This is a genomic window from Haladaptatus paucihalophilus DX253 (assembly GCF_000376445.1).
Taxonomy (GTDB): domain Archaea; phylum Halobacteriota; class Halobacteria; order Halobacteriales; family Haladaptataceae; genus Haladaptatus; species Haladaptatus paucihalophilus.
The window spans coordinates 2,735,819-2,761,930 of sequence record NZ_AQXI01000001.1; the positions used below are offsets into that span (position 1 = coordinate 2,735,819).

25 protein-coding genes are annotated in these 26,112 nt (G+C 65.8%); 16 read left to right on the forward strand and 9 right to left on the reverse strand.

Going from position 1 to position 26,112, the window contains the following annotated elements:
* Positions 1-46: 46 nt before the first annotated feature.
* Genes B208_RS24750 through B208_RS0115190 form a run of 3 tightly spaced genes read left to right on the forward strand, consistent with a single transcriptional unit; the run spans position 47 to position 2,582 of the window.
* Positions 47-724, forward strand: a complete 678-nt coding sequence (locus B208_RS24750; protein WP_232423839.1) for a DR2241 family protein — start codon at positions 47-49, stop codon at positions 722-724.
* The gene (gene cobA, locus B208_RS0115185; protein WP_007981965.1) at positions 721-1,554 is read left to right on the forward strand and encodes a uroporphyrinogen-III C-methyltransferase; all 834 of its coding nucleotides are present in this window, start codon (positions 721-723) and stop codon (positions 1,552-1,554) included. Before B208_RS24750 ends, cobA begins: the two co-directional genes overlap by 4 nt.
* Complete coding sequence (locus tag B208_RS0115190) at positions 1,554-2,582, forward strand: anthranilate phosphoribosyltransferase (RefSeq protein ID WP_007981963.1); 1,029 nt, start codon at positions 1,554-1,556, stop codon at positions 2,580-2,582. The genes cobA and B208_RS0115190 overlap by 1 nt, the downstream gene beginning before the upstream one ends.
* 2 nt (positions 2,583-2,584) lie before the next feature.
* Here the strand turns inward: B208_RS0115190 and B208_RS0115195 are convergent, their stop codons facing one another.
* The 3 genes from B208_RS0115195 to B208_RS0115205 all read right to left on the reverse strand — a co-directional run bounded on the left by B208_RS0115195 (position 2,585) and on the right by B208_RS0115205 (position 4,733).
* Complete coding sequence (locus B208_RS0115195; protein ID WP_007981961.1) at positions 2,585-3,250, reverse strand: precorrin-2 dehydrogenase/sirohydrochlorin ferrochelatase family protein; 666 nt, start codon at positions 3,248-3,250, stop codon at positions 2,585-2,587.
* Positions 3,247-4,125 carry a DUF3891 family protein gene (locus B208_RS0115200; protein ID WP_007981959.1) on the reverse strand — a complete coding sequence of 293 codons (879 nt, stop codon included), beginning with the start codon at positions 4,123-4,125 and terminating at the stop codon, positions 3,247-3,249. Before B208_RS0115200 ends, B208_RS0115195 begins: the two co-directional genes overlap by 4 nt.
* Before the next feature lie 137 nt (positions 4,126-4,262).
* Entirely contained in the window at positions 4,263-4,733 is a 471-nt protein-coding gene (locus B208_RS0115205; protein ID WP_007981957.1) for a cupin domain-containing protein, read from the reverse strand.
* A gap of 215 nt (positions 4,734-4,948) precedes the next feature.
* Here B208_RS0115205 and B208_RS0115210 point away from each other — a divergent pair, with 215 nt between their 5' ends.
* Positions 4,949-5,215, forward strand: coding sequence for a hypothetical protein (locus B208_RS0115210; protein WP_007981955.1), 267 nt, complete (start codon positions 4,949-4,951; stop codon positions 5,213-5,215).
* 20 nt (positions 5,216-5,235) lie between these two features.
* Here B208_RS0115210 and B208_RS0115215 read toward each other — a convergent pair whose 3' ends face one another.
* Entirely contained in the window at positions 5,236-5,541 is a 306-nt protein-coding gene (locus B208_RS0115215) for a cupin domain-containing protein (RefSeq protein WP_007981954.1), read from the reverse strand.
* A 99-nt stretch (positions 5,542-5,640) separates the two neighbouring features.
* On the opposite strand from B208_RS0115215, the gene B208_RS0115225 reads away from it, so the two are divergent.
* Positions 5,641-6,024, forward strand: a complete 384-nt coding sequence (locus tag B208_RS0115225; protein ID WP_007981952.1) for a hypothetical protein — start codon at positions 5,641-5,643, stop codon at positions 6,022-6,024.
* Between the two features lie 92 nt (positions 6,025-6,116).
* Here B208_RS0115225 and B208_RS0115230 read toward each other — a convergent pair whose 3' ends face one another.
* Positions 6,117-7,820 (reverse strand): right-handed parallel beta-helix repeat-containing protein, encoded by a 1,704-nt coding sequence (locus B208_RS0115230; RefSeq protein WP_007981950.1) that lies wholly within the window; start codon positions 7,818-7,820, stop codon positions 6,117-6,119.
* A gap of 247 nt (positions 7,821-8,067) precedes the next feature.
* Between B208_RS0115230 and B208_RS0115235 the strand changes: the two genes are divergently transcribed.
* Together B208_RS0115235 and B208_RS0115240 are read left to right on the forward strand one after the other, a co-directional pair.
* The gene (locus B208_RS0115235; protein WP_007981948.1) at positions 8,068-9,252 is read left to right on the forward strand and encodes a polysaccharide deacetylase family protein; all 1,185 of its coding nucleotides are present in this window, start codon (positions 8,068-8,070) and stop codon (positions 9,250-9,252) included.
* 94 nt (positions 9,253-9,346) lie between these two features.
* Positions 9,347-10,276: a DMT family transporter gene (locus B208_RS0115240; protein ID WP_007981946.1), complete on the forward strand. Its 930-nt coding sequence runs from the start codon at positions 9,347-9,349 to the stop codon at positions 10,274-10,276.
* A gap of 333 nt (positions 10,277-10,609) precedes the next feature.
* Here the strand turns inward: B208_RS0115240 and B208_RS0115245 are convergent, their stop codons facing one another.
* Positions 10,610-11,629 carry a DHH family phosphoesterase gene (locus tag B208_RS0115245; protein ID WP_007981944.1) on the reverse strand — a complete coding sequence of 340 codons (1,020 nt, stop codon included), beginning with the start codon at positions 11,627-11,629 and terminating at the stop codon, positions 10,610-10,612.
* Positions 11,630-11,704: 75 nt separating this feature from the next.
* The gene (locus B208_RS0115250; protein ID WP_007981942.1) at positions 11,705-12,154 is read right to left on the reverse strand and encodes an ester cyclase; all 450 of its coding nucleotides are present in this window, start codon (positions 12,152-12,154) and stop codon (positions 11,705-11,707) included.
* 317 nt (positions 12,155-12,471) lie between these two features.
* Between B208_RS0115250 and B208_RS0115255 the strand changes: the two genes are divergently transcribed.
* The 9 genes from B208_RS0115255 to B208_RS0115295 all read left to right on the forward strand — a co-directional run bounded on the left by B208_RS0115255 (position 12,472) and on the right by B208_RS0115295 (position 24,279).
* Positions 12,472-13,824: a diaminobutyrate--2-oxoglutarate transaminase gene (locus B208_RS0115255; protein WP_049805660.1), complete on the forward strand. Its 1,353-nt coding sequence runs from the start codon at positions 12,472-12,474 to the stop codon at positions 13,822-13,824.
* A complete protein-coding gene (locus B208_RS0115260; protein WP_007981938.1) occupies positions 13,821-15,341 on the forward strand; it encodes a pyridoxal phosphate-dependent decarboxylase family protein in 1,521 nt (506 codons plus the stop codon). The genes B208_RS0115255 and B208_RS0115260 overlap by 4 nt, the downstream gene beginning before the upstream one ends.
* Positions 15,338-17,128, forward strand: coding sequence for an IucA/IucC family protein (locus B208_RS0115265; RefSeq protein WP_007981936.1), 1,791 nt, complete (start codon positions 15,338-15,340; stop codon positions 17,126-17,128). Before B208_RS0115260 ends, B208_RS0115265 begins: the two co-directional genes overlap by 4 nt.
* Entirely contained in the window at positions 17,125-17,718 is a 594-nt protein-coding gene (locus B208_RS0115270) for a GNAT family N-acetyltransferase (protein ID WP_007981934.1), read from the forward strand. The genes B208_RS0115265 and B208_RS0115270 overlap by 4 nt, the downstream gene beginning before the upstream one ends.
* Complete coding sequence (locus tag B208_RS0115275; protein ID WP_007981932.1) at positions 17,715-19,097, forward strand: lysine N(6)-hydroxylase/L-ornithine N(5)-oxygenase family protein; 1,383 nt, start codon at positions 17,715-17,717, stop codon at positions 19,095-19,097. The genes B208_RS0115270 and B208_RS0115275 overlap by 4 nt, the downstream gene beginning before the upstream one ends.
* A 2-nt stretch (positions 19,098-19,099) precedes the next feature.
* A complete protein-coding gene (locus B208_RS0115280; RefSeq protein WP_007981930.1) occupies positions 19,100-20,938 on the forward strand; it encodes an IucA/IucC family protein in 1,839 nt (612 codons plus the stop codon).
* A gap of 230 nt (positions 20,939-21,168) precedes the next feature.
* Positions 21,169-22,263, forward strand: coding sequence for an extracellular solute-binding protein (locus B208_RS0115285; protein ID WP_007981928.1), 1,095 nt, complete (start codon positions 21,169-21,171; stop codon positions 22,261-22,263).
* 52 nt (positions 22,264-22,315) lie between these two features.
* The gene (locus tag B208_RS0115290) at positions 22,316-23,305 is read left to right on the forward strand and encodes an ABC transporter permease (RefSeq protein WP_007981926.1); all 990 of its coding nucleotides are present in this window, start codon (positions 22,316-22,318) and stop codon (positions 23,303-23,305) included.
* Positions 23,302-24,279, forward strand: coding sequence for an ABC transporter ATP-binding protein (locus tag B208_RS0115295; RefSeq protein WP_007981924.1), 978 nt, complete (start codon positions 23,302-23,304; stop codon positions 24,277-24,279). The genes B208_RS0115290 and B208_RS0115295 overlap by 4 nt, the downstream gene beginning before the upstream one ends.
* Before the next feature lie 233 nt (positions 24,280-24,512).
* On the opposite strand, the gene B208_RS0115300 is transcribed toward B208_RS0115295, so the two are convergent.
* Positions 24,513-25,331, reverse strand: coding sequence for a hypothetical protein (locus B208_RS0115300; protein WP_007981922.1), 819 nt, complete (start codon positions 25,329-25,331; stop codon positions 24,513-24,515).
* A gap of 49 nt (positions 25,332-25,380) precedes the next feature.
* Entirely contained in the window at positions 25,381-26,046 is a 666-nt protein-coding gene (locus B208_RS0115305) for a sugar phosphate isomerase/epimerase family protein (RefSeq protein WP_007981920.1), read from the reverse strand.
* Between the last annotated feature and the right edge of the window lie 66 nt (positions 26,047-26,112).

The window sequence follows — 26,112 nt, forward strand, 5'->3', positions numbered from 1 at the left end:
CGACGACGCCGAGCGTAGCGAGGCCGAGACGGCCCGCGATGCGTTTTTGGGCTGGCTGGCGGACGGGGAGAGCGACGAATCCCACGACGCGACCCGAACGTGGGGGCAACTCACCATCACGACCACGCGAACCGCCGACGGTAACCGTCGGTACGAAATCCGGCACGTCGAGGACCGCAGCGCGGAGTCGGACGAACTCGACTCCCACGCGGACCCGGAGGAGACGCGCGACGCCGTGCGGTTCTCGGACGACGGCGAGTACCGCCCGCTGGCGACGGCGGCGACGCTCCCCACCGGGTGGGTGTGTTCGGACCTCGACGCCGACGAACTCCTGCGGGCCGTCGAGTTCGTCTATCCGGCGACGATTTCGAACTGGTACCGCGAGCGGAACGGCGAACTCGACGTGAGCCACTTTCGGGAGACGGCCGAGCGCCAAACCGGCGTGTACGCCGACGTGGAGGACATCGGGCGCGAAGCGCTCGACCACGCCGTCGAAGCCTGCTGTGTGGATTCACAGTGCAGTGCGCGGCGCGAATGGGACGCGGCGGACGCCGACGAAATCGCGGTTCCGCGCGGGGACGGCGAGTTCCCCTGCCGGGAGCCGTGTTCGTTGTTCATCGCGAAGGTGCGGGAGTTTCAGAAGATGGAGGAGTGCGGGGAAGACGACGCCGAAGACGGCTACCGAGCGCGGTACCGGAGCGCACGAAGCGGAGGACGAACATGAGCATGCACACTGGAACGGTTTATTTGGTCGGTGCAGGTCCGGGCGACCCGGAACTGCTGACGGTAAAGGCGCGGAAACTGCTGGACGACGCGGACGTCGTTTGCCACGACAACTTGGCGGACGACCGAATCGTGGAGTCGTGTCCCGAGACCACGGAGCGGATGTACGTCGGCAAGCGCCCCGGTCCGGACGGCGAACGGACGACGCAGGAGGAGATAAACCGCCTGCTCGTCCGACTGGCCCGCGAGGGAAAGGACGTCGTTCGACTGAAGGGCGGTGACCCGACGGTCTTCGGCCGCGGCGGCGAGGAAGCGGAACACCTCGCGGCCGCCGGAATCGACTTCGACATCGTGCCCGGCATCACGAGCGCGGTGGCCGCGCCCGGCGTTGCCGGGATTCCGGTCACGCACCGCGACCACGCGTCTTGCGTCACTGTCGTCACGGGGCACGAGGACCCGACGAAGGCCGAAAGCGCCCTCGATTGGGACGCGCTCGCCGCGACGGTCCGGGCGGGCGGAACGCTGGTGATTCTGATGGGCGTCCGCCGACTGCCGGACAACGTGGCCGCGTTGCGTTCCGCTGGCGTCCCGGCGGACACGCCCGCCGCGATGGTCGAGCGGGCGACCCGCGAGGACGAGTTCACCGTGACGGGGACGCTCGACACCATCGTCGAACGCCGGGACGAGGTGGGCATCGAACCTCCCGCCGTCACCGTCGTCGGCGACGTCGTTTCTGTCCGCGACCGCGTGGCGGAGTATCTGGACGGCGCGCCGTCCGTCGGCGTTCCGTCGTTCGCCGACACCGCGGTCTCCGAACGGGGGGTCGAGTGATGGGGCGCGATTTCCGGGAACTCGTCTCGCACGTCGGGTCCGGCCCGAAGTCGGCCGACGACATGGACTACGAGGCGGCCAAACTCGCCTTCGGGGAAATCCTCTCCGGCGACGTCTCCCCCGTCGCGCTCGGTGGGTTTTGGGTGGCGAACCGCTGGAAACGGAACACGCCCGAGGAACTCGCGGGGTTCGTGGACGCGATGCGCGAAGACTCCGTGTCGGTCGCCGCTCCCGACTGCTCCCCCGTCGATTGCGGCGCGAACTACGACGGTAAGGCCAGAACCGCCCTCCTCGGCGTGGCGTCGGGACTGGTCGCGGCGGCCGCCGGAACGCCCGTCGTCGTCCACAGCGGCGACCGCGTACCCATGAGCGAGGGATGTGCCTACCGGCACGTCCTCGACGAACTCGGCGTGGACACCGACCTCGACCCCGAGACGAGCGCCGACATGACCGACGAGGTTGGTTTCGGATTCTACGACCAAGCTCGCTTCAATCCCGGCGTGGCCGCCCTCGAAGCCGACAGGCGCGCCCTCGGCGTGCGGACCTTCGTCAACACCGTGGAGACGCTCGCCAACCCCGCTGACGCGTCGGTCCACCTCGGAAGCTTCTTCCACACGACGTTCGGCGAGCGAATCGTGAACACGTTCGCCGAGAGTCGAACGCAGGACGTGGAACGCGTCCTCATGTTTCAGGGATTGGAAGGCTACGACGACGTTCGACCCGGACGGACGACCGTCGTGGAGTGGGACGGCGCGGAGATAGAAACGGACCGCCACGGGATGGACTTCGACGGCGACGCCCTCGACGTCGCCGACGTTCCGGCAGACTCGGCGCGCATCACCGAGGAGGTCCTCTCCGGCGAACGCGACGGCGACCTCGCGGACGCCGTTGCGTTCAACGCCGCGCTCAGGTTGTACGCCCGCGACGACGTGCAATCGATAGACGACGGCGTGGAGCGAGCGCGGGACGCGCTCGCGGACGGGTCGGCGGCCGACCGACTCGTCGCGCTCCGGCAGTTCGACGGCTGAATTCAGTCGCCGAGCACTCGCTCCGCGATTTCCGTCGCTTTCTTCTTCGACCCTTCCTCGGTTTCGGCGCGCCAGACGGCATCCGATTCGACGACCGCACGGACGGCATCTCGGCGCGTCTCCGCCGGAAGTCCCCGCCGTTTCAGGTCTTCTCGTAGTTCAGCCGTGACGACCGCGACGGTTTCCGCGCCCGCCAGTTCCGGTTCGATTCGCTTCCGGAGTTCGCGGCTCAGCGCGGGACTCCGCCCGCCGGTCCCGACGGCGACGACCACGTTTCCGTCGCGGGCCGTGGCCGGGACGACGACGCTCCCCGCGTCGCGGCCGCCGTGCTCGTCCGTTCGATTCACCAGCACTCCTCGCTCGCTCGCCGCTCGCTCGACCGCTTCGTTCAACGCGGCGTCGTCCGTCGCCGCGACGACGAGCGCGGGCGCGGCCCTGTCGAGCCACGTTCCCACATCGGACGGGTCGATGCGGGCTTTGACGGGCGACAAGGGAGGTCGCTCGTCGCCTTCGTCCTCGAAGAGGGGTTCGAATTCGTCCGCGAACGCCGCCGCAACGACGACGACTTCCGCTTCGCGCGCGAAGCGGCGCGCCTTCCGATAGCCGACCCGCCCGCCGCCGAACACGAGCACGCGCTCCCCGCGGAAGTCGTGGAACAGCGGAATCATTCTCGGAGGGTGAACTCGACCGTCTCGTGCTCGCCGCCGTAGTACGCCCGGAGGAGGGCCGCTTCGTCGTCGTATCCGCCGTCCGGGACGATTCTCGCGGGAACCGACGCGGTGAGCGGCGCTTCGTCGAACGGGTACGGGTCGAGTCGGAACTCGTCGTCGCCGAGGGGTGTCACCGTCATCGAGACGTCCGCGGTTTCGGGCGACGTCGGCACCGAATCGATGGTCGTCTCCTCGGGCCATTCGCTGGTGCAGAGGACGAGCGACAGGAAGTCCCACACCTGCAGGAGCTCGTAGTTACACCACAGCCTGCTCTCGGTTCCTTCGGGTGGCTCACCCTCCTCGTGCAGCGCGGTGAGGAGGTCGATGTCGGCGTCCGAAAGTCGTGTGTCGGCGTTCGAACGTCGCTCGTTGCCGTGTTCGCCGTCGGCTTCTCTCCCGTGTAACTCCTCCGCGAGACGGGTCTGTCGCCGTTCCTCGCGGTCCACGAACTCCTCGAAGGCGGGCGGCGTGTCGGGCCACGACGATGACAGGCCGTAGCGGCGGCGGCGAAGCCCGGAGCCGTGCATCGACGTCACGAGTCCGGCGTAGTCGTTCAACTCGATGACGCTCTCGATGCCGCCGTCGTAGAACGCCACCCACGCGTCCGCCGGGACGCTCAGGAAGTCCACGACTTCGCCGTCTTCGAGGTGCGGCCGTCGGTCGTACTCCCACCAGCCATCGTCGTGCGCGTCCGCCGCGAGCACCATCGCGGCGAAGGGTTCGGGGCGTTCGAACGTTTCGTTCCCCCAGTGCTCGGCGAACCGTCCGGCCAACCTCGCGTGGTCGGGTTGGGTGATGAACCGATAGTGGCCCTCCCCGTCGGCGATAATCATGTCTCGGCATTGGCACGGAACCGGCATAAAAGCGCGTGCCGACCCGCCGTCGGCGGGTCAGCGGGTCGGTCGTCGCGGTTCCCCGCTCGGCCGCAGTCGGTCGGTTTTTCCTGCCGCCCCGTCGGGGTTTCCCCGTCTCACTCCGAATCGGCGTCGGGACCGATGGTGATGACGGCCGTCCCGAACGGTTCCATCGGCTTTTCGAACGTGGCGGTCAGTTCGTCGTTCGGAAAGATTCCGAGAATGTGCGCCGTCTCGTCCCCGATGTTTCGGATGCTGTGTGGTGCCTCGACCGGAACGAGTGCGATTTCGCCCGCCGACAGTTCCGTCGTCGCGCTTCCGACCGTCGCCTCCACGGTTCCGGCGGTCACGTGGAGCAACTCCTCGTTGCTGTCGCGGTGTGTCGGGAGGTAGTTTCCGGGTTCGAGTTCGATGCAGACCACCATCAGGTCCTCCCCCGAAACTCCGCTCGCTTGCGGCGTTCCCGGCGACAGCGGGAAGTAGCCGCGTAGTCGCGCGTGGTCGTCGCCTTCTTGCCACACGTCGGTACCTTCGAACTGGTAGAGTCGGACCGGTTGCAGGTCCTCGTCCCGTGATTGTACTGCCATGGTTTTCCCCTCTCTCGTCGCTCGCGGTGGGGTACGCGGAACGAACCGTCCGCGAGATTATATCCCCGTTCGACGCTAGGCGGATTCGAAGCATCACCCTTTCGTGGGGCAATTTCCCGACAGTAAGGGTGCCGGTAGGCGGTCGCTATCGTCCCGCGGCGACGGCGGTACGGACCCCATACTCTTGCGGGGACGGCTCGTGCTGTGGACGAACGATGGCTCCCGAGACGAACCACGCCGACGATTGCGTATCGGACGACTGTTCGCGCTGCCGGGACGACGCCGTACTTCGCGTCGTCCGCACCGAAATCGACGCTGGCGTGAGTGCCGCCAGACCGTCGTCCGGCGACTCCGCGAGCGTCTGTCGGGACTGTTTCGCCCGCCTCCGCGCCGACCCGGACGCGTCGTTCAACAGCCTGTTCGAGGACGGGTCCGACGCCGCCCGCTCCACGAGACGGTTCATCAAAATCGAGCGACTGTAGCGTCGTCCGCCGCGTCTTCCTCAGTATTCGGGCGGCACGTAGAGGTTGAGCGTTTCGAGCGGCTCATCGCCCGTGTTCGTGATTTCGTGCGTCTCGCGCTCCTCGATGCACACGAGGTCGCCCGCCGAGAGGTGGACCGTCTCGCCCTCGACGATTGCTTCGCCCTCTCCCGACGCGACGAACAGCCACTGCTCGCTCCCCTCGTGGCGGTTGTCCGGGCCGCCGGTCGATTGTCCCGGTGACAGCACCATGGAGGCGGCTTGTGCTCGCTCGGTTTCCAGCAGTACGTCGAACCAGTCCGCCGTTTTCGTGGTCGTTCGCTTCACGGGTTCGCGTTCGTTTCCAAGCGCCAGAAGCGTTCGGGGTAGCTGTGCAGCAGCACGGCCACTCGTCGATTTATGTTCGCTCGACCCGTTTTGGTAGCCATGCCAGAGAGGGGGTACGCGGAGAACGCGGCTGGCGGGGGATTGCTGTCGCTGCTCTACCGGCTTCGTCGGGGGGACTCGGTGACGGTCGGCACCGACACCGGACCGCTCAGAAGTCCGCGGCAGTTCACCGTCGAACGAATCGCCGAGGAGCGCTCGGCGCGCGACGACGAGATATATTACCGGGTCCACCTTCGCGGGTCGCGCGACGGCCACTACGTGGTGATGCCCGAGAAACCGCAAGGGAAGGGCGCTCACGTCCCGCCAGAGCTGTTCTATCAGCACCCGAACGACAGCGACAGGTGGGGCGAACCGGCGGAGGACACCGAGGGGAGCGTCGTCTTCCTTCGAGTAACCGCCGGAACGCCGGTATCGACGGAGTAGAGTGGCGGGGAGACTGGTTCCGAGGTTCCGAGACGGTCGGACTGTTCCCGACGGTCGAACCGACTCCCGACGGTGGACCGACTTCGGGACGGTCACACCGACTCGACGAACAGGTCCAGCTTCGAATTCGGCTCGTTCACGGTGAGCCGAACCGCGTCGAAGTGGCCGTCCGCCGTGGTTCGGTAGGTGACGCCGCGAATCCCGCCGCCGACGCGCCCGAACGAGAGTTTCGGACGGTGTGCGTAGGGTTTCTCGAATTTCACCGTCGCGCGACCTGACTCATCGACGGACACGCCGCGGTGCACGTCGAACGCGGGGGTGTGGTCGCGCACCATCGATTTCGCGCTCCCGATGTGCCACGGGTTTCGAACGTCCGACCAGTTCCCGTCGTAGCAGTTGTCCGTCCCGCCGTCACCCTCCACGATCGCCGGAGCGCCGCTCCGGTAGATTCGGTTGCGCCGGACGATGTTTCCGGTGCTACGAATCAACAGTCCGGCTTCGTGTCCCTCTCCGGCGGCGAAGCCGCGGACGTGGTTGTCGCTGATCTCGTGGTTCGTCTCACCCCCCGCCGAGAGGATTCCGACGCGTTCGAGGTCTCGGAGGCGGTTCCCTTCGACCGTGACGAACCGCGCGTTTTCGAGGATGATTCCAGTTCTGCCGGTGTCGGAAATCGTGTTTCGCGCGACGAGACCGTCCTCGCTCCCGGCGATTCTGATGCCGTCGCTCGCCACGTTCCGGATGCGATTTCGGGCGACGACGAAATCCGAGATTCCGTCGGCGACGTTGATGCCGCGGCCGCCGTAGCCGTACAGGTCGTTGTCCACCGCGGTGATGTGGTCCGCGCGGTCGATGTCGAGCGAGATGCCCGAGAAGTCGTCGCGTCGCTCTTGCACGCTGACGTTCCCGTCGATTCGAACGTCCCGAACGGTTCCCCCGAACCCGAGGTGGCAGAACGATTTGTGGTGGCCGAACCCGAGGTTGTCGGCGATGACGACGTAGCCCCCGCCGTCTGTCAAATCGTCCCCGCCGATGCCGACCAGACTTCCCTCCGGGTTGTTCCCCATCACGTTGCCGACGACGGCGACGTTTTTTCCCTGTCGATGGCGACCCTTCCGCCACACGTCACAGGAGATGGAGCGGTCGAGCCCGTTCGTGAGGACGTTCCCGGAGACGACGACGCGCGTGCCCCCGACCTGAATCCCCCTGTCGCCGATGTCGTGAATTCGGTTGCCGACGATGCGGACGTTCCGGCTGGCCGGTTCCACGCTGATGCCGCTCCCGCCGGTGCCGTGTTCGCGGTACGGATGCGTCCGGGTCACGTAGTTTCTCGCTACCGTGACGGTCTCCGCGTCCTTCACCACGATGCCGTGACACAGCTTCGTGAAGACGCTCTGTTCGTCGGGATTCCCGTCGAAGCCGATGCCGCGAATCGTGACGTTCGAACAGTGGCGGTGATGACCGACGCGAAAGCCGCCCGCGTTGGCGTCCGCCGCCGGTTTTATCAGCGTCCGAACGCCGGGACCGACGACGGTCACGTCGTCCACGTCGATGTCGAGCCATCCGGTCGTCCGGTACGGCGCGTTCTTCGCCGTGATGAGAATCGTCTCGCCGGGCGAGAGGTTCTCGAACGTCGATTCGAGTTCGTCGGTTGTCGTGACGACGGAATCGGCCACCGCTCGCGTCCGTCGCTCGTCCCGCGTGTCGGTCGCACGGCCGTCGTCCGCTCCCCACCCCGTGAGCGCGAACGCCAGCCCAGCAGTTCCCCCCAGCACCCGCCGTCGTGGAATGTCGGGCATTCTCCGTGAGACCCACGACGCCGACCACCCACTGATTTGTGGCCGCAGACGTCGGTTCGCCGCAACGCCGGTCGCCCCTCGTTTAACCGTCTGTTAATCGTTCCAAGGGGCGCATTACAAATTATTAGGACACCGTTCCACTTCCTAAGATGTCCCCTGCTGAACGTTCAACCCCGAGACCACAACCGGAGAAGCGGACGCTCCGGACAGACACGCTACCGCCGAAGAACCGGTGGGGTGTCGGACGATGAGCGAACTTCCGGACGTGAGTCGTCGTCGCTTCTGTCAATCGGCGGGTGCGCTCTCCCTCCCGCTCCTCGGTTCGACGGCCGCCGCCCGGTCAACGGACGGGCGGGTCGTGTTCATCTACGACGACTCCCCGGAGGAGGACTACACTCGAATCTTTCCGGTTCATCAGGACGAGGGCGTTCCGGGGTGCGTCGCCGCGGTCGCGGACCGCATCGGCCACTCGTCGTGGCTCTCGCCGGAGCAGTTGCGGGAGATGGAACGCGAGGGCTGGGAGATGATGTCTCACTCCGTCCGCCACCGCGCGCTGGGCGAAATCGCGGTCACGCGGGACGTCGAACCGGGCGAGACGAAACTGTACGTGGAGTCGAACTTCCACAAGCGCGTTCCCGGCGACGAAATCGTGGTGGACGACGGCCGCCGGACGGAAACGTTCACCGTCGCTGACGGCGGCGAGGATTCCACCGGCGAGTACCTCGTGGCGGAAGAACCGCTCCGGACGCCCTTCCGCGCGAAGGACGGCGTGACCGAACGCTACACCGACGACTTGCTTCGGCGGTCCCTGAAGAACTCGAAGGAGACGCTGGAGGGCTTCGGCGTGAACGTCTCCAGTCTCGTCCTCCCGTTCGGGCGCACGCGCGGTCGGGTGCAGGAACTGGTCCCCGACTACTACGACGTGCTGGCGAACGAACACCACGGCGGCTTCAACGCTCGGGCCTCGCTCGACCGCTATCACCTCGGCCGCGCCGTCTTCCGCGACGGGTCGATGACCGAGGCCGAAATCGGGGCGTTCCTCGACCGCGTTCGGAACGAGGACGCCCTCGGGATATTCGTCGGGCACAGTCAGGACGGCCACCTCGCGCCCTCCCGCGTTCGGGCGACGATTCGCCTCGCCAAACGCCGGAACCTCGAAATCGTGACGTTGCGGGATGCGTTGGAGAAGTTCGACGCGCTCCCGGCGACCGCCGAACCCACGACGCCCGCTCCGTCCACCACACGGACCACCTCGTCCGCCACGTCCACCGCGTCGACGTCGGCCCGTGGGGACCCCTCGTCGGGGACGACCGGCGACCCGTCCGATACGAAATCGGCGGGTGACGACACGCCGTCGGCGAGCCAACTCGGCGCGGTGTCGCTCCTCGGCGCGCTCGGTCTGGGCGCGCTCGGCTACTTCCGTCGGCGATAGGTCGCTCGGCGGTCGCCCTTCGCGCGCTCGCCGTTCTCCGGCGAGCCTCGCCCGCGTCAGCACCGCTTTATTCCTCGATACTGTCGGGACGAACGTGTCCAGTTCTCGCTCCCGGTTCATCGCCGCGCTCTTCGCCTTCGTCGCGCTGGCGTGGGGCGGTTCCTACGTCGCAATCTCGGTCGGCCTGCACAACCTCCCGCCGGTGTTCTTCGCCGCGAGCCGCCTCGACATCGCGGCGGTCGTCCTCCTGCCGTCCGTCGTCGCGTGGTTCGACGACTGGCGACCGACGACGGCCGGCGATTGGCTCACCGTTTTCGCCGCCGGGCTGTTCGTCGCAGGGGGAACCAACGCCTTCCTGTTCGTCGGCCAGCAGACCACGCCGAGCGCCGTCGCCGCCGTGATATTCGCGCTCAATCCGATACTGGCGACGCTGTTCGCGTGGGCGCTGCTGCCGAGCGAACGGCTCTCGGTCGTCTCGGTCCTCGGCGTCGTCCTCGGGATTCTCGGCGTCGCCATCGTCGCCGACCCGACCCCCGAGATGCTCCTCTCGGCGCGGGGACTCGGTCCGTGGATACTCCTCTGTGGCGCGGCCTGTCTCGGGTTCGGCACCGTCCTCACGCGGCGGTTCGAGACGACGCTTCCGACGCTCGTGACGACCAGTTGGGGCCTCCTGTTCGGCGGCCTCTTCCTCCACGCCGTGAGCTACGGACTCGGCGAGCACGTTTCGACCGCGTGGAGTTCGACGCTTCTGGTATCGATTGCCTACCTCGGCGTCGTCGCCACCGCGGGGGCGTACTCGGCGTACTTCGAACTCATCGCGCGCATCGGCGCGGTTCGTACGGCGCTCGTCTCCTACGTCGTCCCCGTCGTCACCGCGATTGCGGGCTGGCTCCTCGTCGGCGAGACCATCACGCTCCACACCGTCGCCGGATTCGTCGTCATCGCAACGGGCTTCGCGCTGACCGAACGGCGGACGCTCGTCGCCGGACTTCGGGACGGCGGCGGGACGGAAACGGACGCGTGACCGTTCTCGGACCGCCTCGCTTCTCGAATTCGAATCCTACCAGCATTCGCATTTCCGGGTGGCGCGCGCTGGCGAGGCGGTGAGGCCAGCGAGGTTTCGAGGAAACCTCGTATGCGAACGGTAACGCCGTGAGCACCGGACGCTGTGCGGTCGCGGGTGGACTTCTGAAAGGCTCCTCCTTTCGAGGTCGTCTCTCCGGCGATTGTGATTCAGTTACCCTCGGCTGTAACACGTAGCGAGCGTGGCGGGGGTGTTCGAAGTCAACTTCAGGGTAACCCCGTCGTCATCACCGAAACCGATACGTGCTGGGTCTGTCGATACCGTTCGAAGTGGTCAGTCCTCGTCGAGCGCGAGCGTCCTGAAGAACCGGTCGGCGACGATTTGGAAGAGGCGTTCGTTGATGACGGGCGAGTCCATGTCGGTGTCCGCGAAGATGCCGAGCGATAGCTGTCCGCCCGCCCGGTCTTGGTGGCCGCCCGCGGTGCCGAACTCGGAGAACGCGCCGTTGAGTGCCATCCCGATGTCGATTCGGGGGTCGAACGAGCGTCCGCTGAGCCAGAGGTCGCCGTTGACGACGCCCATGACGAGGACGGTCCGGATGCCTTCGAGTCGAAGGAGGTACTCCGCGGCCTGTGGGAGCGCGCCGCTGTCGGACGTCTGTCCGATGCTGGAAACGAGGACGGACCCGCGCATGGTCCGGTGATGGATGGCCCGTCCAACCGCATCGAGCGTCTCCGGGGTGAGCGACGACCCGTACACCTCTTCGATGAGGTCGATGTCGGCGTAGGGAAAGAGATCGAGCGCCGCTCGGTAGTCGAGTCTGGTCGGATAGCGAACGTCGTCGAGTCGTTCTCGGTGGATGGCAAAGAGCAACGCCGAGGCGACCAGTTCCGGCGGGTCATCGTCCCAGTTGGTCACGTACTCCGCCAGAATCGCCGCCGTCGAACCGTACTCCGGTCGCGTGTCCACGAACGAGGCGTCCGGGTCTCCGGGCGGTTCCACGTTGTCGATGACGACATCGGCGTCGACGGTCGGCGGGATTTCGACCTCCGTGCCGGAAATCGAGTGGTCCACGAACGCCACGATGTCGTAGCTCTCGAGGGAGGCGTCGTCGATCTCCTGCAGGCTGATGTCGAAGATGCCGATGAACGAGCGAATCTCCTGATGGGTGATGTGACCCTGGTAGAAGATGTCCGTGTTGGTCACGCCGTTTCGCGCGGCGATCCATTGAAGCGCATATGCACTCGCCAGACAGTCCGGGTCCGGCTGGTAGTGACAGACGATTGCCAGCGAGTCGGTGTCTTCCAAAACGGTCTCCAGTTCTTCGGCTTCCCCGACGGCAACTTCCCCCATACGAGACACTACGTGTGTACGTAACAGGAAGCTGCCGGTTGGTTTCACCGTCGAGCGGAAAAATGAACGAGTCGGTCAGTCGGAGAGTTCGGTCAGTTCGTCGGGCGTCGGGACGATGCCGAGCTGTTGCATCATCCCGAGCATGTCCCAGTTGGCCCACGTCTCCGTTATTTGGCCGTCCCTGACGCGGTGCATGGCGAGGCCGGTAATTTCGAACGTCTCGCCCGTCGGCTCGTGGCCGACGAACTCGCCTTCGTGGGTGCCGGTTTCGGTGCCGCGGAACACGACCAAATCGCCCTCCCCGATCATCTCCTCGATTTTCACCTCGGCGTCGGGGAACGCCTCCCCGAACGTCCGAATCATCGCTTTGAACTCGTCCGCGTCCTGCGTCCCCGACGGCGCGTCGGGGTCGTAACGGACGTAATCCGCCGCGAGCAGTTCGTCCGCGACCGCTTCGTTCCCCTCGTTGACGAACTCGTTGATGAGCCGATTGACTACTTCCTTGTTTTCGTCTACGTCTTCCATAGGTCCCCCCGCGCACGGGTACGTCGGCGGGGTACAAAGTGTTGTCCGAGAAGAGTCTCTTCGGGAGCAGAGCCGTGGCTGCTCGGGGGCGTCGAACGCGGCGAAACGGCCGCGACCACCCGGGAGTAATCCGACAATGAGGGGTAAATATTATTTCATACTATCGGAACATTACTATCGGGCAACGTTTTAGGTAGGCCTAAAAACCGATGGGTTTACGTTGGTTTAGGCGAGCCTAAAACCCGTATGCAGCGATGGAAGCCCCGAAGAGCACGGATAGCGACGGCTCTACCACGCGAACCGACGGAGTGGTCGCAATGAGTCGTTCCGAAAGCGAGCGGCTGCTCGCAAAACAAGCGCGGCGCGAGTCGAACGCGCGGACGTACCCGCGTCATCTCCCCCTCGCAATCGAGCGCGCGGAGGGGGTCACGGTGGAGGACGTGGACGGTCGGGAGTACTACGACTGTCTCGCGGGCGCGGGGACGCTCGCTCTCGGCCACAACCACCCGGTCGTCGTGCAGGCCATCGAGGACGTGTTGGACGCGAGCGGCCCGCTCCACACGCTCGATATCACGACGCCGACGAAGGACGCGTTCGTGGACCGGTTGTTCGAGAGCCTCCCCGACGAGTTCGCCGACACCGCGCGCGTGCAGTTCTGTAGCCCCGCGGGAACCGACGCCATCGAGGCGGCGCTGAAGCTCGTCAAGACCGCGACCGGAAACCGCTCCCTCCTCGCGTTTCAGGGCGGCTATCATGGGATGACCCACGGCGCGCTCGGGCTGATGGGCGACACCGACCCGAAGGCGGCCGTTCCGGGGACGATGCCCGACGTCCACCACCTGCCGTACCCATACGACTACCGCTGTCCGTTCGGCATCGGCGGCGAGGACGGCCACCGGACGTCGAGTCGGTACGTCGAACGACTGCTGGACGACCCGGAGAGCGGTATCGTTGCCCCCGCCGGAATGGTGCTCGAACTCGTGCAGGGCGAGGGCGGTGCGATTCCCGCCCCCGACGAGTGGACCCGCGAGATTCGGCGGATGACCCGCGAACGCGACATCCCGCTCGTCGTGGACGAGATTCAGACCGGACTCGGACGGACGGGCGAAACGTACGCCTTCGAACACGCGGACATCGTGCCGGACGTGGTGACGCTCTCGAAAGCGGTCGGCGGCGGCCTCCCCCTCGCGGTGGTCGTCTACGACGAATCGCTCGACGTGTGGGAACCGGGTGCCCACGCCGGGACGTTCCGCGGCGACCAGTTGGCGATGGCCGCCGGGCAGGCGACCATCGAGTACGTCCTCGAAAACGACCTCGCCGCTCACGCGGAGCGGATGGGCGAGCGCCTCCGAAGTCACCTCGACGGGACCGCGGAGACGTTCGATTTCGTCGGCGACGTTCGCGGCCGCGGGCTGATGCTCGGGGCCGAAATCGTGGACTCGACGTCCGAGCCGGACGAACTCGGCAGTTATCCCGCCGCGCCGGACCTCGCGTCGGCCGTCCGCGCCGAGTGTTTCGACCGTGGTCTCATCGTGGAACTGGGCGGTCGTCACGGCAGCACCGTCCGATTCCTCCCGCCGCTCGTCGTCACGAAGGACGACATCGACGCCATCGCGGAACGGTTCCACGACGCTGTCGCGGCGGCCGAGCGCGAGGTGGTGACGGCATGACGAAGGCCAACGCGAAGGAAATCGAGAAACGTGAGAGCGCGGACTCGCTGTTCCTCGGCAGCGACGGGGGGGACGACGCCTACCGGCGGGCGATGGCAAAAGCGACCGACGCGGTTCTCGATTCGGTCGGCGACGGCGAGCAACCCTACTCCGGTCAGTCGCCGGAATCGCTTCGAGAACTGTTCGCGGACGAATCGATGATTCCCGAGGAAGGTACGGGTGTCGAGGAAGCCATCGAGGACGCGAAGTCGATACTCCGGAACTCCGTGAACGTCTCGAACCCGACCTGTTTCGCCCACCTCCACTGCCCACCCGCGGTGCCGGGACTTGCCGCGGAGGCGATGCTCTCCGCGACGAACCAATCGATGGACTCGTGGGACCAGAGTCCGGCGGCGACGATGCTCGAAACGCGGATGGTCGAGGACCTCTGTTCGCTCTTCGGCTACGACGCCGACGCCGGAGACGGGGTGTTCACCAGCGGCGGCACGCAGTCGAACTTCCTCGGACTCCTGCTCGCCCGCGAGCGGTTCGCCGCGGAGCGCTTCGGCACCGACGTTCAGCGGTCGGGCCTTCCGCCGCGCGCGAAGGCGATGCGAATCCTCTGCTCCGAGGAGGCACACTTCACGGCCGAACAGGCCGCCGCCCACCTCGGGTTGGGGGAGAACGCGGTGACGACCGTCGAAACCGACGAGGACCGACGGCTGTGCCCGGACGCGCTCGACCGAACCCTGTCGGACCTCCACGAGCGGGAACTGGTCCCGTTCGCCCTCGTCGGCACCGCCGGAACGACGGACTTCGGGAGCATCGACCCGCTTTCCGAACTCGCCGACCGGGCGGACGAACACGACCTGTGGTTCCACGTCGATGCGGCCTACGGCGGCGCGCTGGCCGCGAGCGACCGCCACCGCGACCGGCTCTCCGGCATCGACCGCGCGGACTCCATCGCCGTCGATTTCCACAAACTGTTCTACCAGCCCATCAGCTGTGGCGCGTTCCTGCTGCGCGACGGCTCGCGGTACGAACACATCGCGCGAAACGCCTCCTACCTCAACCCCGAAGGGGACAACGCGCCGAACCTCGTCGCCAAATCCGTCCAGACGACGCGCCGCTTCGACGCGCTCAAACCGTACCTCACGTTCAAAGCCGTCGGGCGGAGCGGATTGGCCGCCCTCATCGACGGCACCGTCGACCTCGCCGCCGACGTCGCGGACCTGCTCGCGGAGGACGATTCGTTCGAACTGGTCGCCGAACCGACGCTCAACGCCATCGTCTTCCGCTATCGGCCGCACGACGACCTCTCCGACGACCTGCTGGGATGGATAAACGAGGCGATACGCGAGTCGCTGCTCCGGGAGGGCGAGGCGGTCCTCGCCCGAACCGAAGTCGATGGCGTTTCCGCGCTGAAGTTCACCCTCCTCAACCCGCGGACGACGCTCTCGGACGTCGCCGCCGTCCTCGATACGCTCGAACGGCGCGGCGATTCGCTGTGCGCCGTCTCGCCGGAGGTGAGTCGATGATTCCCCCGAGTGCGACCGACGACCCCGACGTCGTTGCCGCCGCCGCGACGACCCACGCCTTCCTCAACTCCTATCTCCGGGAGACCGGCGACTACGAGGTCGTCGAAGATTCCTCGGCGGAGTCCGGGAACGCGATTCGGTTCGAACTGTCGGCCGTCGGCGTCGAAGTCGTCGTTCCGCTTTCGTACCGGTCGGAGACGGGTCGTCACCTGTTCGACCTCCCGGCGCGGTTCCGCGCGGGCGGCGAGTGGACGACGCTCGACTACGCCACGCTGGCGTCGCTCGTCGTCACGGACCTGTCGAAAAAGCGCGCGGACGACAACGTTGCCGACGAGTTCCTCGGCAGGGTGCTGTCCAGCAAACGGGCGACGGAGCGGTTCGTCGAAGCGCGCGCCGACGATCTCGATAGGTTGTACGGCACCGACTTCGAGTTCGCCGACGCCGAGCAGTCGCTCGTCTTCGGCCACCTGCTCCACCCGACGCCGAAGAGCAGGGAGGGAATCGCCGCCCGCGACGCGCCGACGTACGCCCCGGAACTGCGCGGGTCGTTCCCGCTCCACTACTTCCGGGCGTCCCCCGAACTCGTCGCGCACGATTCGGCGCGGGACGAGAGCGCGACCGAGTGGGTGAAATCCGAACTCCGCGACGACCCGGCCGTCTCCGAGTCGTTCGTCGCGGAACACGTCGAAAGCGACGACGCGTTGATTCCGGTTCACCCGTGGCAGGCCGAACACCTGCTCCGGAAACCGTTCGTGGAGTCGCTGTCGGACGACGGGTCACTCGAACACCTCGGTCCGGTGGGTCGGGACTTCTATCCCACCTCGTCGGTTCGGACGCTGTACAGCCCGGAATCGTCGTTCATGGTGAAGGGGTCGCTCGCCGTCACCATCACGAACTCCGAGCGGACGAACAAGCGGCCCGAACTGGAACGCGGCGTCGCCATCACCGAACTCATGGATACGGCCCTCGGGGACGAACTGCGGTCGCGGTTCCCCGACTTCGACGTGGTGCGCGACCCGGCCTATCTGACGGTCGAAGCGGGCGACGGAGCGGAATCCGGGTTCGAAGTCGTCCTGCGCGAGAACCCCTTCCGCGGCGAGGACGCGAGAAACGCGACGCCCATCGTGGGGCTCTGTCAGGACTCGCTGTCCGGCGGTAACTCCCGGCTCGCCAACATCGTGGAGGAAATCGCGGAGCGGGAGGGCCGGTCAACCGCCGCGGTGAGCCGGGACTGGTTCCGCGAGTACCTCTCCGTCGCCATCCGACCGGTGCTGTGGCTCTATTTGACCCGCGGCGTCGGATTGGAAGCCCACCAGCAAAACAGCGTGCTGATGCTTCGGGACGGCTATCCCGACGAATTCCGCTACCGGGACAATCAGGGCTACTACTTCGTCGAATCGACGCAGAACGAAGTCGAGGAGTTCCTCCCCGGCGTCGCCGAGCGTGCGGACACGCTCGTCTCCGACGAACTGGCCGACGAGCGAATCCGCTACTACGTGGTCCTGAACAACGCGTTCGGGGTGGTCAACGCGTTCGGCTGTGCCGGACTCGTGGACGAACGCGAGTTGCTCTCACTCCTGCGCGAGGAACTGGAATCGCTCGCGGAGTACGAACGCGAGGAGTCGTCGCTGGCGACGAGTTTGCTCACGGAGCGGCGGGTCGCGTGCAAGGCGAACCTGCTCACCCGGTTCCACGGCATGGACGAACTCACCGGAACGCTCGAAAATCAGTCCGTCTATTCGAACGTCCCCAACCCGCTCGTGACGGAACTGGAGGTGAAACCATGACCGGCCCGGCCGGACTCGTGGCGTCGAACTACGACTTCCAGACGCGCGACGACGATGCGGAAAAGACGATTTCGTTCCGGGAGGCGTCGATGGAGCGCGACCTCGGCCGCCTGCACCGCTGGCTGAACGAACCCCACGTCCTGCCGTACTGGCAGTTGGACGACCCGCTTCCCGAGTTCCGACGGACGCTCGCCGGAAAGCTGGCCGACGACCACCAGACGCTCTACGTCGGCCACCTCGACCACGTTCCGATGAGCTACTGGGAATCGTACTGGGCCGCGGACGACGACCTCGCGGACCACTACGATGCGAAGCCGACGGACCAAGGAATCCACCTGCTCATCGGCGTCCCGGAGTTCCTGGGCCACGGCTACGCCGAACCCCTGCTCCGGGCCATGACGGCGTTCCAGTTCCGCCACGACGAGACGGACCGAATCGTGACGGAACCCGACGTTCGCAACGACAAGGTCATCTACGTCTTCGAGAACTGCGGGTTCGAACCGCGACGGGAGCTGTCGTTGGAGGAAAAGGACGCCCTGCTGATGGTCTGTGAGCGCGAGCGATTCGAGACGGAGGTGCTGGGTCGATGACGGACGACGAACGTTCGACGGACAGCTACGACGTCGTTGGTATCGGCCTCGGCCCGTTCAACCTCGGTTTGGCGGCGCTGCTCGAGGAGACGGAGAGCGACGCGCTGTTCCTCGAACGGAAACCGGAGTTCGAGTGGCACGGCGGCATGCTCATCGAGGACGCGACCCTCGAAGTGCCGTTCCTCGCCGACCTCGTGACGCTCGCCGACCCGACGAGCGAGTACACGTATCTGAACTACCTCCGGGAGACGGACCGTCTCTACGAGTTCTACTTCTACGAGACGTTTCAGGTGCCCCGGCGGGAGTACGACGACTACTGTCGGTGGGTCGCCGAAACCCTCGGCAACACGGCGTTCTCCCGCACCGTGACCGACGTTCGGTACGACGAGGACCGGAAGGAGTTCCACGTCACCGCCCGCGACCCGGAAAGCGGCGGGACGTGCGGGACGTTCGAGTACCGCGCGGAGAACGTGGTGGTCGGCGTCGGAAGCGTCCCGAAGATCCCCGAGGCGCTACAAGGGCACCCGAGCGAGGACGTGTTCCACACCGCCAGCTACCTCGACCGCAGGGAACGCTGTCTCGACGCCGGGGCGATTACGGTCGTCGGGTCGGGCCAGAGCGCCGCCGAGGTGTTCTTAGACCTGCTCAAGCGACAACCCGAGGCGAGCTACCGCCTCGACTGGCTCACGCGCTCGGAGGGGTTCTTCCCGATGGAGTACTCGAAACTGGGGCTTCAGCACTTCACGCCCGAGTACACCGAGTACTTCTACGACCTGCCACAGGAGCGAAAGGACGACCTCGTGCCCGAGCAAGGGTTGCTGTACAAGGGAATCGACCCGGAGACGAGCGAGGAAATCTACGACCTGTTGTACGAGCGCTCCATCGGCGACGCGGACCCGGACGTCGGCATGCTCGCCACGACCGAAGTCGAGGACATCGAGGCGACGGACGGCGGCTACCGACTGACCTGCGAGCAGTGGCAGGAAGGCGAGCGGTTCGCCCACGAAAGCGACGTGGTGGTCCTCGGAACCGGCTATCACCGCCCGAGGCCGCCGTTCCTCGCCGGAATCGAGGATCGAATCGCCCGCGACGCGAAGGGACGCCTTCGCATCGCCGAGAACTACGAAATCGAGTTCGACGGCGCGGCCCGCCTGTTCGTGCAGAACGCCGACCTGTACAGCCACGGCGTCGGGACGCCCGACCTCGGACTCGGCTGTCAGCGAAACGCGGTCATCATCGAGTCGCTGCTCGGCGAGGAACGGTATCCGACCGACGAGGACACCGTTTTTCAGGATTTCTCCGTCGAGCGGTTCTGCTCGAAATCACCCGGAAGCGAACGATTGGACGACGAACGCGCGACACCCACACAGGAGGACTGACGATGCAGACCCCAACGCAGGATTCGAACGACATCGACATCGATAGCACCGACGGCAGTATCGAGTACGAACACCTTCGGGACGCACTGGCCCCCGGAATCTGGGAGACGGTCGGTCGGCGACTGCTGGCGAAGATGCTGGCCGAGTTCGGCTACGAGGAACTCGTCGTGCCCCGGCGAACGGAGGACGGCTACTTCCACCTCGGTCTGTCCGACGGGGTTGAGTACCGGTTCGAGGCCGACGACCGGCTGTTCGACTGGCGGAGCGTTCACCCCGACTCCATCGAGCGCCGGGAGTCCGGCGACTGGGAACCGGCGACGGACCCCGTTCGCTTCCTGCTCGACGCGCAAGGGACCATCGGCGTCTCGGACATGACCGCCGGACACCTGATTCGGGAGTACCGCAACACGATGCTCGCCGACGCCCACATCGAGGCGAAATCCCGCGACGGCGAGCGGGACCTCACGGCGCTCGACTACGCCGAACTCGAAGGCGAGATGACCGGCCACCCGTGGATAACCTACAACAAGGGTCGGCTCGGCTTCGGCTACGACGACTACCTCGACTACGCGCCGGAGCGGAAACAGCCCGTGACGCTCTCGTGGCTCGGCGTCTCCCGCGAGCGGGCCACCTTCAGCGCCGTCTCGGGACTCGACCACCAGTCGCTCGTCGCCGACGAACTCGGCGACCTGTACGGGGCGTTCCGAGCGAAACTCGAAGCGAAGGGTCTCGACCCGGACGACTACTACTTCCTGCCGGTCCACGAGTGGCAGTGGGACAACAGCGTCGTCCAACTGTTCGCGGACGAAATCGCGACGAACGCCATCGTCCCGCTCGGCGACGGTCCCGACGAGTACCTCCCACAGCAGTCGATTCGAACGTTCGTCAACGTGGACGAACTGGAGCGCCACCACGTCAAACTCCCGCTGCGCATCCTCAACACGCTCGTTTACCGCGGACTCCCGGGCGAGCGGACGGAAGTCGCGCCGATAGTCACGGAGTACATCGAGGGAATCTACGAGGACGACGAGTTCCTCCGCGAGGAGTGTGACTTGATTCTCCCCGGCGAAATCGCGGGGCTGAACTACGACCACCCCGACTTCTCGCAACTGGACGGGTCGGCGTACCAGTACGACGAACTGCTCGGCTGCGTGTGGCGCGAGAGCATCTACACGTTCCTCGACGAGGACGAGAACGCCATCACGCTGTCGTCGCTCATGCACGTCGAAGACGGGACGCCGTACCTCGAATCGCTCGTGGAGGAGTCCGGCCTGTCGATGGAAGCGTGGCTGGACGAACTGTTCGAGACGGTGCTCCCGCCGCTGCTTCACTACCTCTATCGCTACGGGACGGTGTTCTCGCCGCATGGCCAGAACACGATGCTGGTGCTGAAGGACGGCCGACCGCACCGCCTCGCGGTGAAGGATTTCGTGGACGACGTGAACGTCAGCGACCAACCGTTGCCCGAACTCCAGTCGCTCCCGGGCGAACTTCGGGCGGTTCTCAGGACCGAACCGCCGGAAGGTCTCTGCCAGTTCATCTTCTCCGGGCTGTTCGTCTGCGTCTTCCGCTACGTCGCCGACGCGCTCGAGACGCATTCGGACTACTCCGAGGAGCGGTTCTGGCTGGGCGTTCGGGAGGCCGTCGAGGAATATCAGGCCGAGTTTCCGGAACTGGAAGACCGCTTCGAACTGTTCGACCTGCTCCGGCCCGAGTTCACGAAGCTCTGTCTCAATCGAAACCGCCTCCTCGATTACGGCTACGAGGACGCCGACGGTCGTCCACACGCCTCGGAGCACGGCACGGTTCCCAACCCGCTGTACGAGGTGGTGGACCGCTGAGCGAGTCCGTCCGGTCGCGTGAACGGACCGGTTCACCCCGTCAGTTGAAACGGTAGAATAGTTTGCCAACACTGTTTCAAATCCGAAATATCTGGTCGCTCGCCGTTGTACTCGCTGCGATTACCGTTCGGTCTCCTGCGGCGTCACACCACCGGAAAAGGCTATGCTTTGAGCGGTCGTTGAGGACACCACAACCGTTATATGACGAACGATACAACGATGTTCTATTCATGACTGACCGACCGACCATAACGCGACGGCGGCTTCTTCAGGGAACGGCGACGACCGGCGCGCTCGCCCTCGCCGGGTGTACGTCCGGCGACGACGACGGCGACGCCGGCAGCGGCGAGATAAGTTCGACGGGAGACGACTCGACATCGACGACCGACGGAACGGACTCGTCCGGTTCGAAGGACCTCTCGGGGACGATGACCATCTTCCACGCCGGGAGCCTCTCCGCGCCGTTCGAGGACGCCGAAAAGAAGTTCGAGTCGAAATACGACGTGCAAGTCAACCGCGAGGCGAAGGGGTCGGTCGGTTCGACGAAGAAGATAACCAATCTCGGCCGCTCCGCCGACGTGCTCGCCGTGTCCGACTACCGGCTCATCCCCGACATGATGATTCCCAAGTACGCGAAGTGGTACGCCGTGTTCGCCACCAACGCGATGACCATCGCGTACACGGACAAATCCACGGGGTCGGACGAGATTTCACCGGACAACTGGTGGGAAATTCTCGGCCGGGACGACGTGACGTTCGCCCATTCGGACCCCGCCGTGGACCCGAACGGCTACCGTTCGGTGATGACGATGCAACTCGGCGCGGTCCCGTTCGACGGCGAGAAACTGTACGACGAGAGCACGTCGAAGGCGCTCATCGACAAGGCGAAAATCCCGTCGGGAACCGAGACGGACCTCGTGGGACAACTGAAATCCGGCGAACTCGATTACGCGTGGGAGTACCAGTCCGCGGGGAAGAGCCACGACCTGAAGACGGTCGACCTCCAACCGTCGGTGGACCTCTCCAAGGCGACCTCGAAGTACGCCAAACACTACGCGAAGGCGGAAGTGGAGACGAAAAACGAGACGTACACGGGCGCACCCATCGCCTACGGCATCACGGTGCCGAGCAACGCGAAAAACCCCGACGCGGGAGCGGCCTGGGTCGAGTACATGATCACGGAACCGGGTCAGAAGATGCTGAAGCAGAACGGATTCGAACCCGTGAAACCCGCCGTCGTGCCGAAAAGCGGAACGGACGCCGTTCCGAAGGGCGTCATGAACCACGCGGAAGCGAAATCGTCGCTCGGTCCGCTCGAACTATAGGGCGGTCGCACAAACGGACGGTAACGAGTCTTCGGGGAACCATTTGGAAACCATGAGCGATTCAAATTACGAAGACGGCGGGTATCGGGCGCAACCGACCGCGATGCTCGGTCGCGGGTCGGTCGTGCTGGCCGTCCTGACGGTGCAGGCCATCGCGTTCGGGACGTTGTACGTCATCGGCCAGCCGACCCTCTACGTCGGCGTCGCGCTCGGGAGCGCGGCGCTGCTGGGCTGGCGCGCGAACGACGGCTGGTTCGGCGTCGCCGCCGCCACGTTCGGCGTCGTCCTCCTGCTGGCGCTCGGGATGCCCCTCGTCATGTTCATCACGCGCCAAAACCCCTCCCTCATCGTCGAGGCGGCGCGTTCCTCTGAAGTCCACACGATGCTGTATCTCACCATCTACGGTCCGCTGCTCGCCACGGTCGCGTCGCTGGTCTTCGGCGTGCCGCTCGCCTACCTCCTCGCGCGCGGCTTTTCCGGGCAGGCAATCGTCGAGAGTCTGGTCGACTTGCCCCTCGTGGTTCCCCACTCGGTCGCCGGAATCCTCATCCTGTTCGGCTTCGGGCGGCGCGGTCTATTCCCGGGCGTGTCGGTGCTGACAACCATCACCGGGATGGTGCTGGCGCTGACGTTCGTGAGCGCGCCGTTCGCGGTCAACACGACCCGCGAGGCGTTCGAAACCATCGATTCTCGACTCGAATACGCCGCCCGGAGTCACGGCGCGACGCCGTTCGAGACCTTCCGGCGGATTCAGATTCCCCTCGCGTACCGGGGCATCCTCACAGGCGGCGTCCTCGCGTGGGCGCGCGGCGTCTCGGAGTTCGGCGCGGTCGCGGTCGTCGCCTACAGCGTGAACTTCTTCTATCCGTTCACCGGCGAGGAAACCGTCGCACAGCACGCTCCGGTGTACATCTTCAACACCTTCACTTCGGCGGGGCTGGCGGACGCGAGCGCCGTCGCGTTCATCCTGCTGGTGATGAGCGCAGGCATCTTCCTTATCGTTCGACTGCTCACCGACACCGAATCCGGGAGCGTGCTATGAGCTTCGAGCTAGACATTGGCGCGACGTTCACCACACAAGGAACCGACCCGTTCGACCTCGACGCCGAATTCGAAGTCGAGACGGGCGAAACCCTCGTCGTGCTCGGCCCCAGCGGGAGCGGCAAGACGCTTCTGCTCGAAACGATTGCGGGGTATCACGACCACTCGGGGCGCGTCTTCTTCGATGGGCGGGACGTGACGGACGACCCGCCGGAGGAGCGGGACTTCGGCTTCGTCTTTCAGGACTACGCGCTCTTCCCGCACCTGACCGTCCGGGAGAACGTCGCGTTCGGCGCGCGATACCACCCGGACGCGCTCGACGCGGAATCGGTCCTCGCCGACCTCGGGGTCGCGCACCTCGCCGACCGTTGGCCGCGGACCCTCTCCGGCGGGGAAGCCCAGCGCGTCGCGCTGGCGCGCTCGCTCGCCATCCGACCCGAGGCGTTGCTGTTGGACGAACCGCTCTCGGCGCTCGACGTGCCGACCCGCGAGGTGCTCCGCGACGACCTTCAAGACCTCATCGCCGACGTCACCTCGATTTACGTCACCCACAACCGGACGACCGCACGCGCGCTCGCCGACCGCATCGCCGTCATGCGAGACGGCCGCATCGTCCAACTCGGCACCGTCGAAGAGGTGTTTCGACGCCCCGCGACACCGTTCGTCGCGTGGTTCACCGGGTCGAACTGCCTTCCCGCGACGGCGTTATCGGACGAGGTGGTTCCCCAACCGTCCGCGACGCACGTCGCCATCCGACCCGAGTTCGTGGAGCTCGACGGCGCGGCGACGAACGCGTCGCTTTCGGCCACCGTCGGTCGCGTCACGCCGCGGGACGGTGACAATCGGGTCACGCTCTCGCTCGGCGACGAGGTGTTGACCGCGTTCAGTTCCCGGTCGCTGTCGCCCGGCGAGACGGTCGCCGTGTCGCTCCCATCGGACCACCGCTGGGCCATCGAGGACGGGAGACCGGAGTAGTCGCCGGTCGGCAGGGAACGTCGCGCTGATGTCGCAGATGCAACCGCTCGTTTCGCGTTTGATAGTATCTTTCAGTACTTATTAGTCGCTTCCAGTAGAAAATAGTGCTCTCCAGCCGCTAATCAGTTTCACAAAATCCAAATCAGTAGTTTCAGTGTGGTTCAGTAGCTTCGTTCCGGCGGTCGAACGTCGGTGCTCGCCGTCGTGAGTTCGCGGTTCGACGCCACGGTCGCCTATCCGTGAACGGCGGCGGCACCCAGAAAGCCGACGCCCACGAATCCGAACACGAGGAGGGCGTAGGTTTTGACGACCGCGGCGTCCTCTCCGCCCGGCATGACGACGACGAGGACGGCGGCGAAGCCGAGGAAGAACGCGCCGAAGGCGGCAAGCGCGTAGCGAACCGCCGGGTTGGGACGTTCGAAGTCGCTCGGTTCCGCCGCGACGGCGGCAGCGAACACCCGTTTCGCGTCCGCCGCCGCGTCGGTCGGGATGACGACGAACCGCGGCGTGGTGACGTTCGACGCGCCCGGCGCGTAGGAAAACCAGTGGAGGGTGAGACCGCCGAGGCGGAACCGACGCACGTCCGAGAGTCCGTCGACCGGAACCTCGCGGCCGCGATAGGTCATCGTCCGTTTCTCGGCGTCGATATCGCCGGTCGATTGGAGCGCCGAGACGAGGACCGCCGGGACCGCGATGAGACCGAACAAGAGGAGGAATCCGAGAACCGTTCCGACGCCCAGCGTTAGCGAGAACGCACCGGCACCGAACAGCGACGCGACGAACAGCCAGTGCGGTTCGAGATGCGACAGTCCCCCGTCCGCTTCGAACAGCGGGCGCAGGTGCGTCAGCCAGACGAAGACGGCGAACAGGAATCCGGCGGCCAGCAGTCCGCGTATCGGGAGGGGTCCCCGCAGGAAAAGCGATGCCGCGACAGCGCCAGCGAACACCCACATCCCGCCGAGGACGCCGAACGAGCAGTAGGACAGCAGCCGAAGGAGACGCGAATCGTCGGGTTCGAACGACCACCCGATTCGGCGCGGCGGGGAAGACATACCTTCGAATTCGCGTCACGAAATCATACGTTTTCGGGTGATTCCGGCGTCATCTCCCTCGAATCACGTCGCGCCATAGCTCCAGCGCGTCGGCCTGTTCGTCGGGCATGACCTCCAACACGACGATGCCGTCGTAGTTTTCGTGGAGGGCCGTAATCACGCGCTCCATGTCCATCGTGCCCGTCCCGAACGCCAGTCCGTCCGTGATTTTCGTCCCGTCACAGCAGTGCACGACGGGAATCGAGATGTCGTCCGCGGCGAGGAGTGTTTCCAGTATCGAACGGTACTCCGCCTCGGCCGTGTAGAGGTGTGCGGTGTCGAGGACGAGCGGCCGACCCTCGTCGAGCAGGACGTTCGTCAGGAAATGGCGACTGTGACCCGTCGAGTTCTCGAAGCCGTGCGGGACGGTGATGTCGATGCGGTCGAGGACGTAGCCGAGGTTGCTCAACGGAATCTTCGTCGAGTGGACGACGAGCGTGGCGTCGAGTCGCTCACAGAGGTCGTTCGCGCGCTGGACGTACGCCAGTTCGTCGAGGCCCACGTGCGGCGTGTGCACCGAAACGACATCGACCGGCGCGGCGCGACACGCGGCCGTCGTCTCCTCGATGGCGTCCAAGTCGTCCGTGGTGAGGTGGAGTTCCACCGCGTCGAAGCCGCGCTCGGACGCGGCCCGCAATTCGTCGGCGGTCGGTGGGCATTTCCCGGCGACTATCATCGATACGGCGTAGCACGCGCCGGTCCAAATACGTACCGTGGGATGTGAGGGTTTGGCAAACACGAA

Excerpts from the sequence above, each read along its gene's own strand:
- cobA (WP_007981965.1), top strand. The coding sequence starts at position 721 with ATGAGCATGCACACTGGAACGGTTTATTTGGTCGGTGCAGGTCCGGGC.
- B208_RS0115210 (WP_007981955.1), top strand. The coding sequence starts at position 4,949 with ATGGCTCCCGAGACGAACCACGCCGACGATTGCGTATCGGACGACTGT.
- B208_RS0115250 (WP_007981942.1), bottom strand. The coding sequence starts at position 12,154 with ATGGAAGACGTAGACGAAAACAAGGAAGTAGTCAATCGGCTCATCAAC.
- B208_RS0115195 (WP_007981961.1), bottom strand. The coding sequence starts at position 3,250 with ATGATTCCGCTGTTCCACGACTTCCGCGGGGAGCGCGTGCTCGTGTTC.
- B208_RS0115280 (WP_007981930.1), top strand. The coding sequence starts at position 19,100 with ATGCAGACCCCAACGCAGGATTCGAACGACATCGACATCGATAGCACC.
- B208_RS0115265 (WP_007981936.1), top strand. The coding sequence starts at position 15,338 with ATGATTCCCCCGAGTGCGACCGACGACCCCGACGTCGTTGCCGCCGCC.
- B208_RS0115190 (WP_007981963.1), top strand. The coding sequence starts at position 1,554 with ATGGGGCGCGATTTCCGGGAACTCGTCTCGCACGTCGGGTCCGGCCCG.
- B208_RS0115245 (WP_007981944.1), bottom strand. The coding sequence starts at position 11,629 with ATGGGGGAAGTTGCCGTCGGGGAAGCCGAAGAACTGGAGACCGTTTTG.
- B208_RS0115270 (WP_007981934.1), top strand. The coding sequence starts at position 17,125 with ATGACCGGCCCGGCCGGACTCGTGGCGTCGAACTACGACTTCCAGACG.
- B208_RS0115200 (WP_007981959.1), bottom strand. The coding sequence starts at position 4,125 with ATGATTATCGCCGACGGGGAGGGCCACTATCGGTTCATCACCCAACCC.
- B208_RS0115255 (WP_049805660.1), top strand. The coding sequence starts at position 12,472 with ATGAGTCGTTCCGAAAGCGAGCGGCTGCTCGCAAAACAAGCGCGGCGC.
- B208_RS0115290 (WP_007981926.1), top strand. The coding sequence starts at position 22,316 with ATGAGCGATTCAAATTACGAAGACGGCGGGTATCGGGCGCAACCGACC.
- B208_RS0115275 (WP_007981932.1), top strand. The coding sequence starts at position 17,715 with ATGACGGACGACGAACGTTCGACGGACAGCTACGACGTCGTTGGTATC.
- B208_RS0115235 (WP_007981948.1), top strand. The coding sequence starts at position 8,068 with ATGAGCGAACTTCCGGACGTGAGTCGTCGTCGCTTCTGTCAATCGGCG.
- B208_RS0115260 (WP_007981938.1), top strand. The coding sequence starts at position 13,821 with ATGACGAAGGCCAACGCGAAGGAAATCGAGAAACGTGAGAGCGCGGAC.
- B208_RS0115305 (WP_007981920.1), bottom strand. The coding sequence starts at position 26,046 with ATGATAGTCGCCGGGAAATGCCCACCGACCGCCGACGAATTGCGGGCC.
- B208_RS0115230 (WP_007981950.1), bottom strand. The coding sequence starts at position 7,820 with ATGCCCGACATTCCACGACGGCGGGTGCTGGGGGGAACTGCTGGGCTG.
- B208_RS0115225 (WP_007981952.1), top strand. The coding sequence starts at position 5,641 with ATGCCAGAGAGGGGGTACGCGGAGAACGCGGCTGGCGGGGGATTGCTG.
- B208_RS0115295 (WP_007981924.1), top strand. The coding sequence starts at position 23,302 with ATGAGCTTCGAGCTAGACATTGGCGCGACGTTCACCACACAAGGAACC.
- B208_RS0115205 (WP_007981957.1), bottom strand. The coding sequence starts at position 4,733 with ATGGCAGTACAATCACGGGACGAGGACCTGCAACCGGTCCGACTCTAC.
- B208_RS0115285 (WP_007981928.1), top strand. The coding sequence starts at position 21,169 with ATGACTGACCGACCGACCATAACGCGACGGCGGCTTCTTCAGGGAACG.
- B208_RS0115300 (WP_007981922.1), bottom strand. The coding sequence starts at position 25,331 with ATGTCTTCCCCGCCGCGCCGAATCGGGTGGTCGTTCGAACCCGACGAT.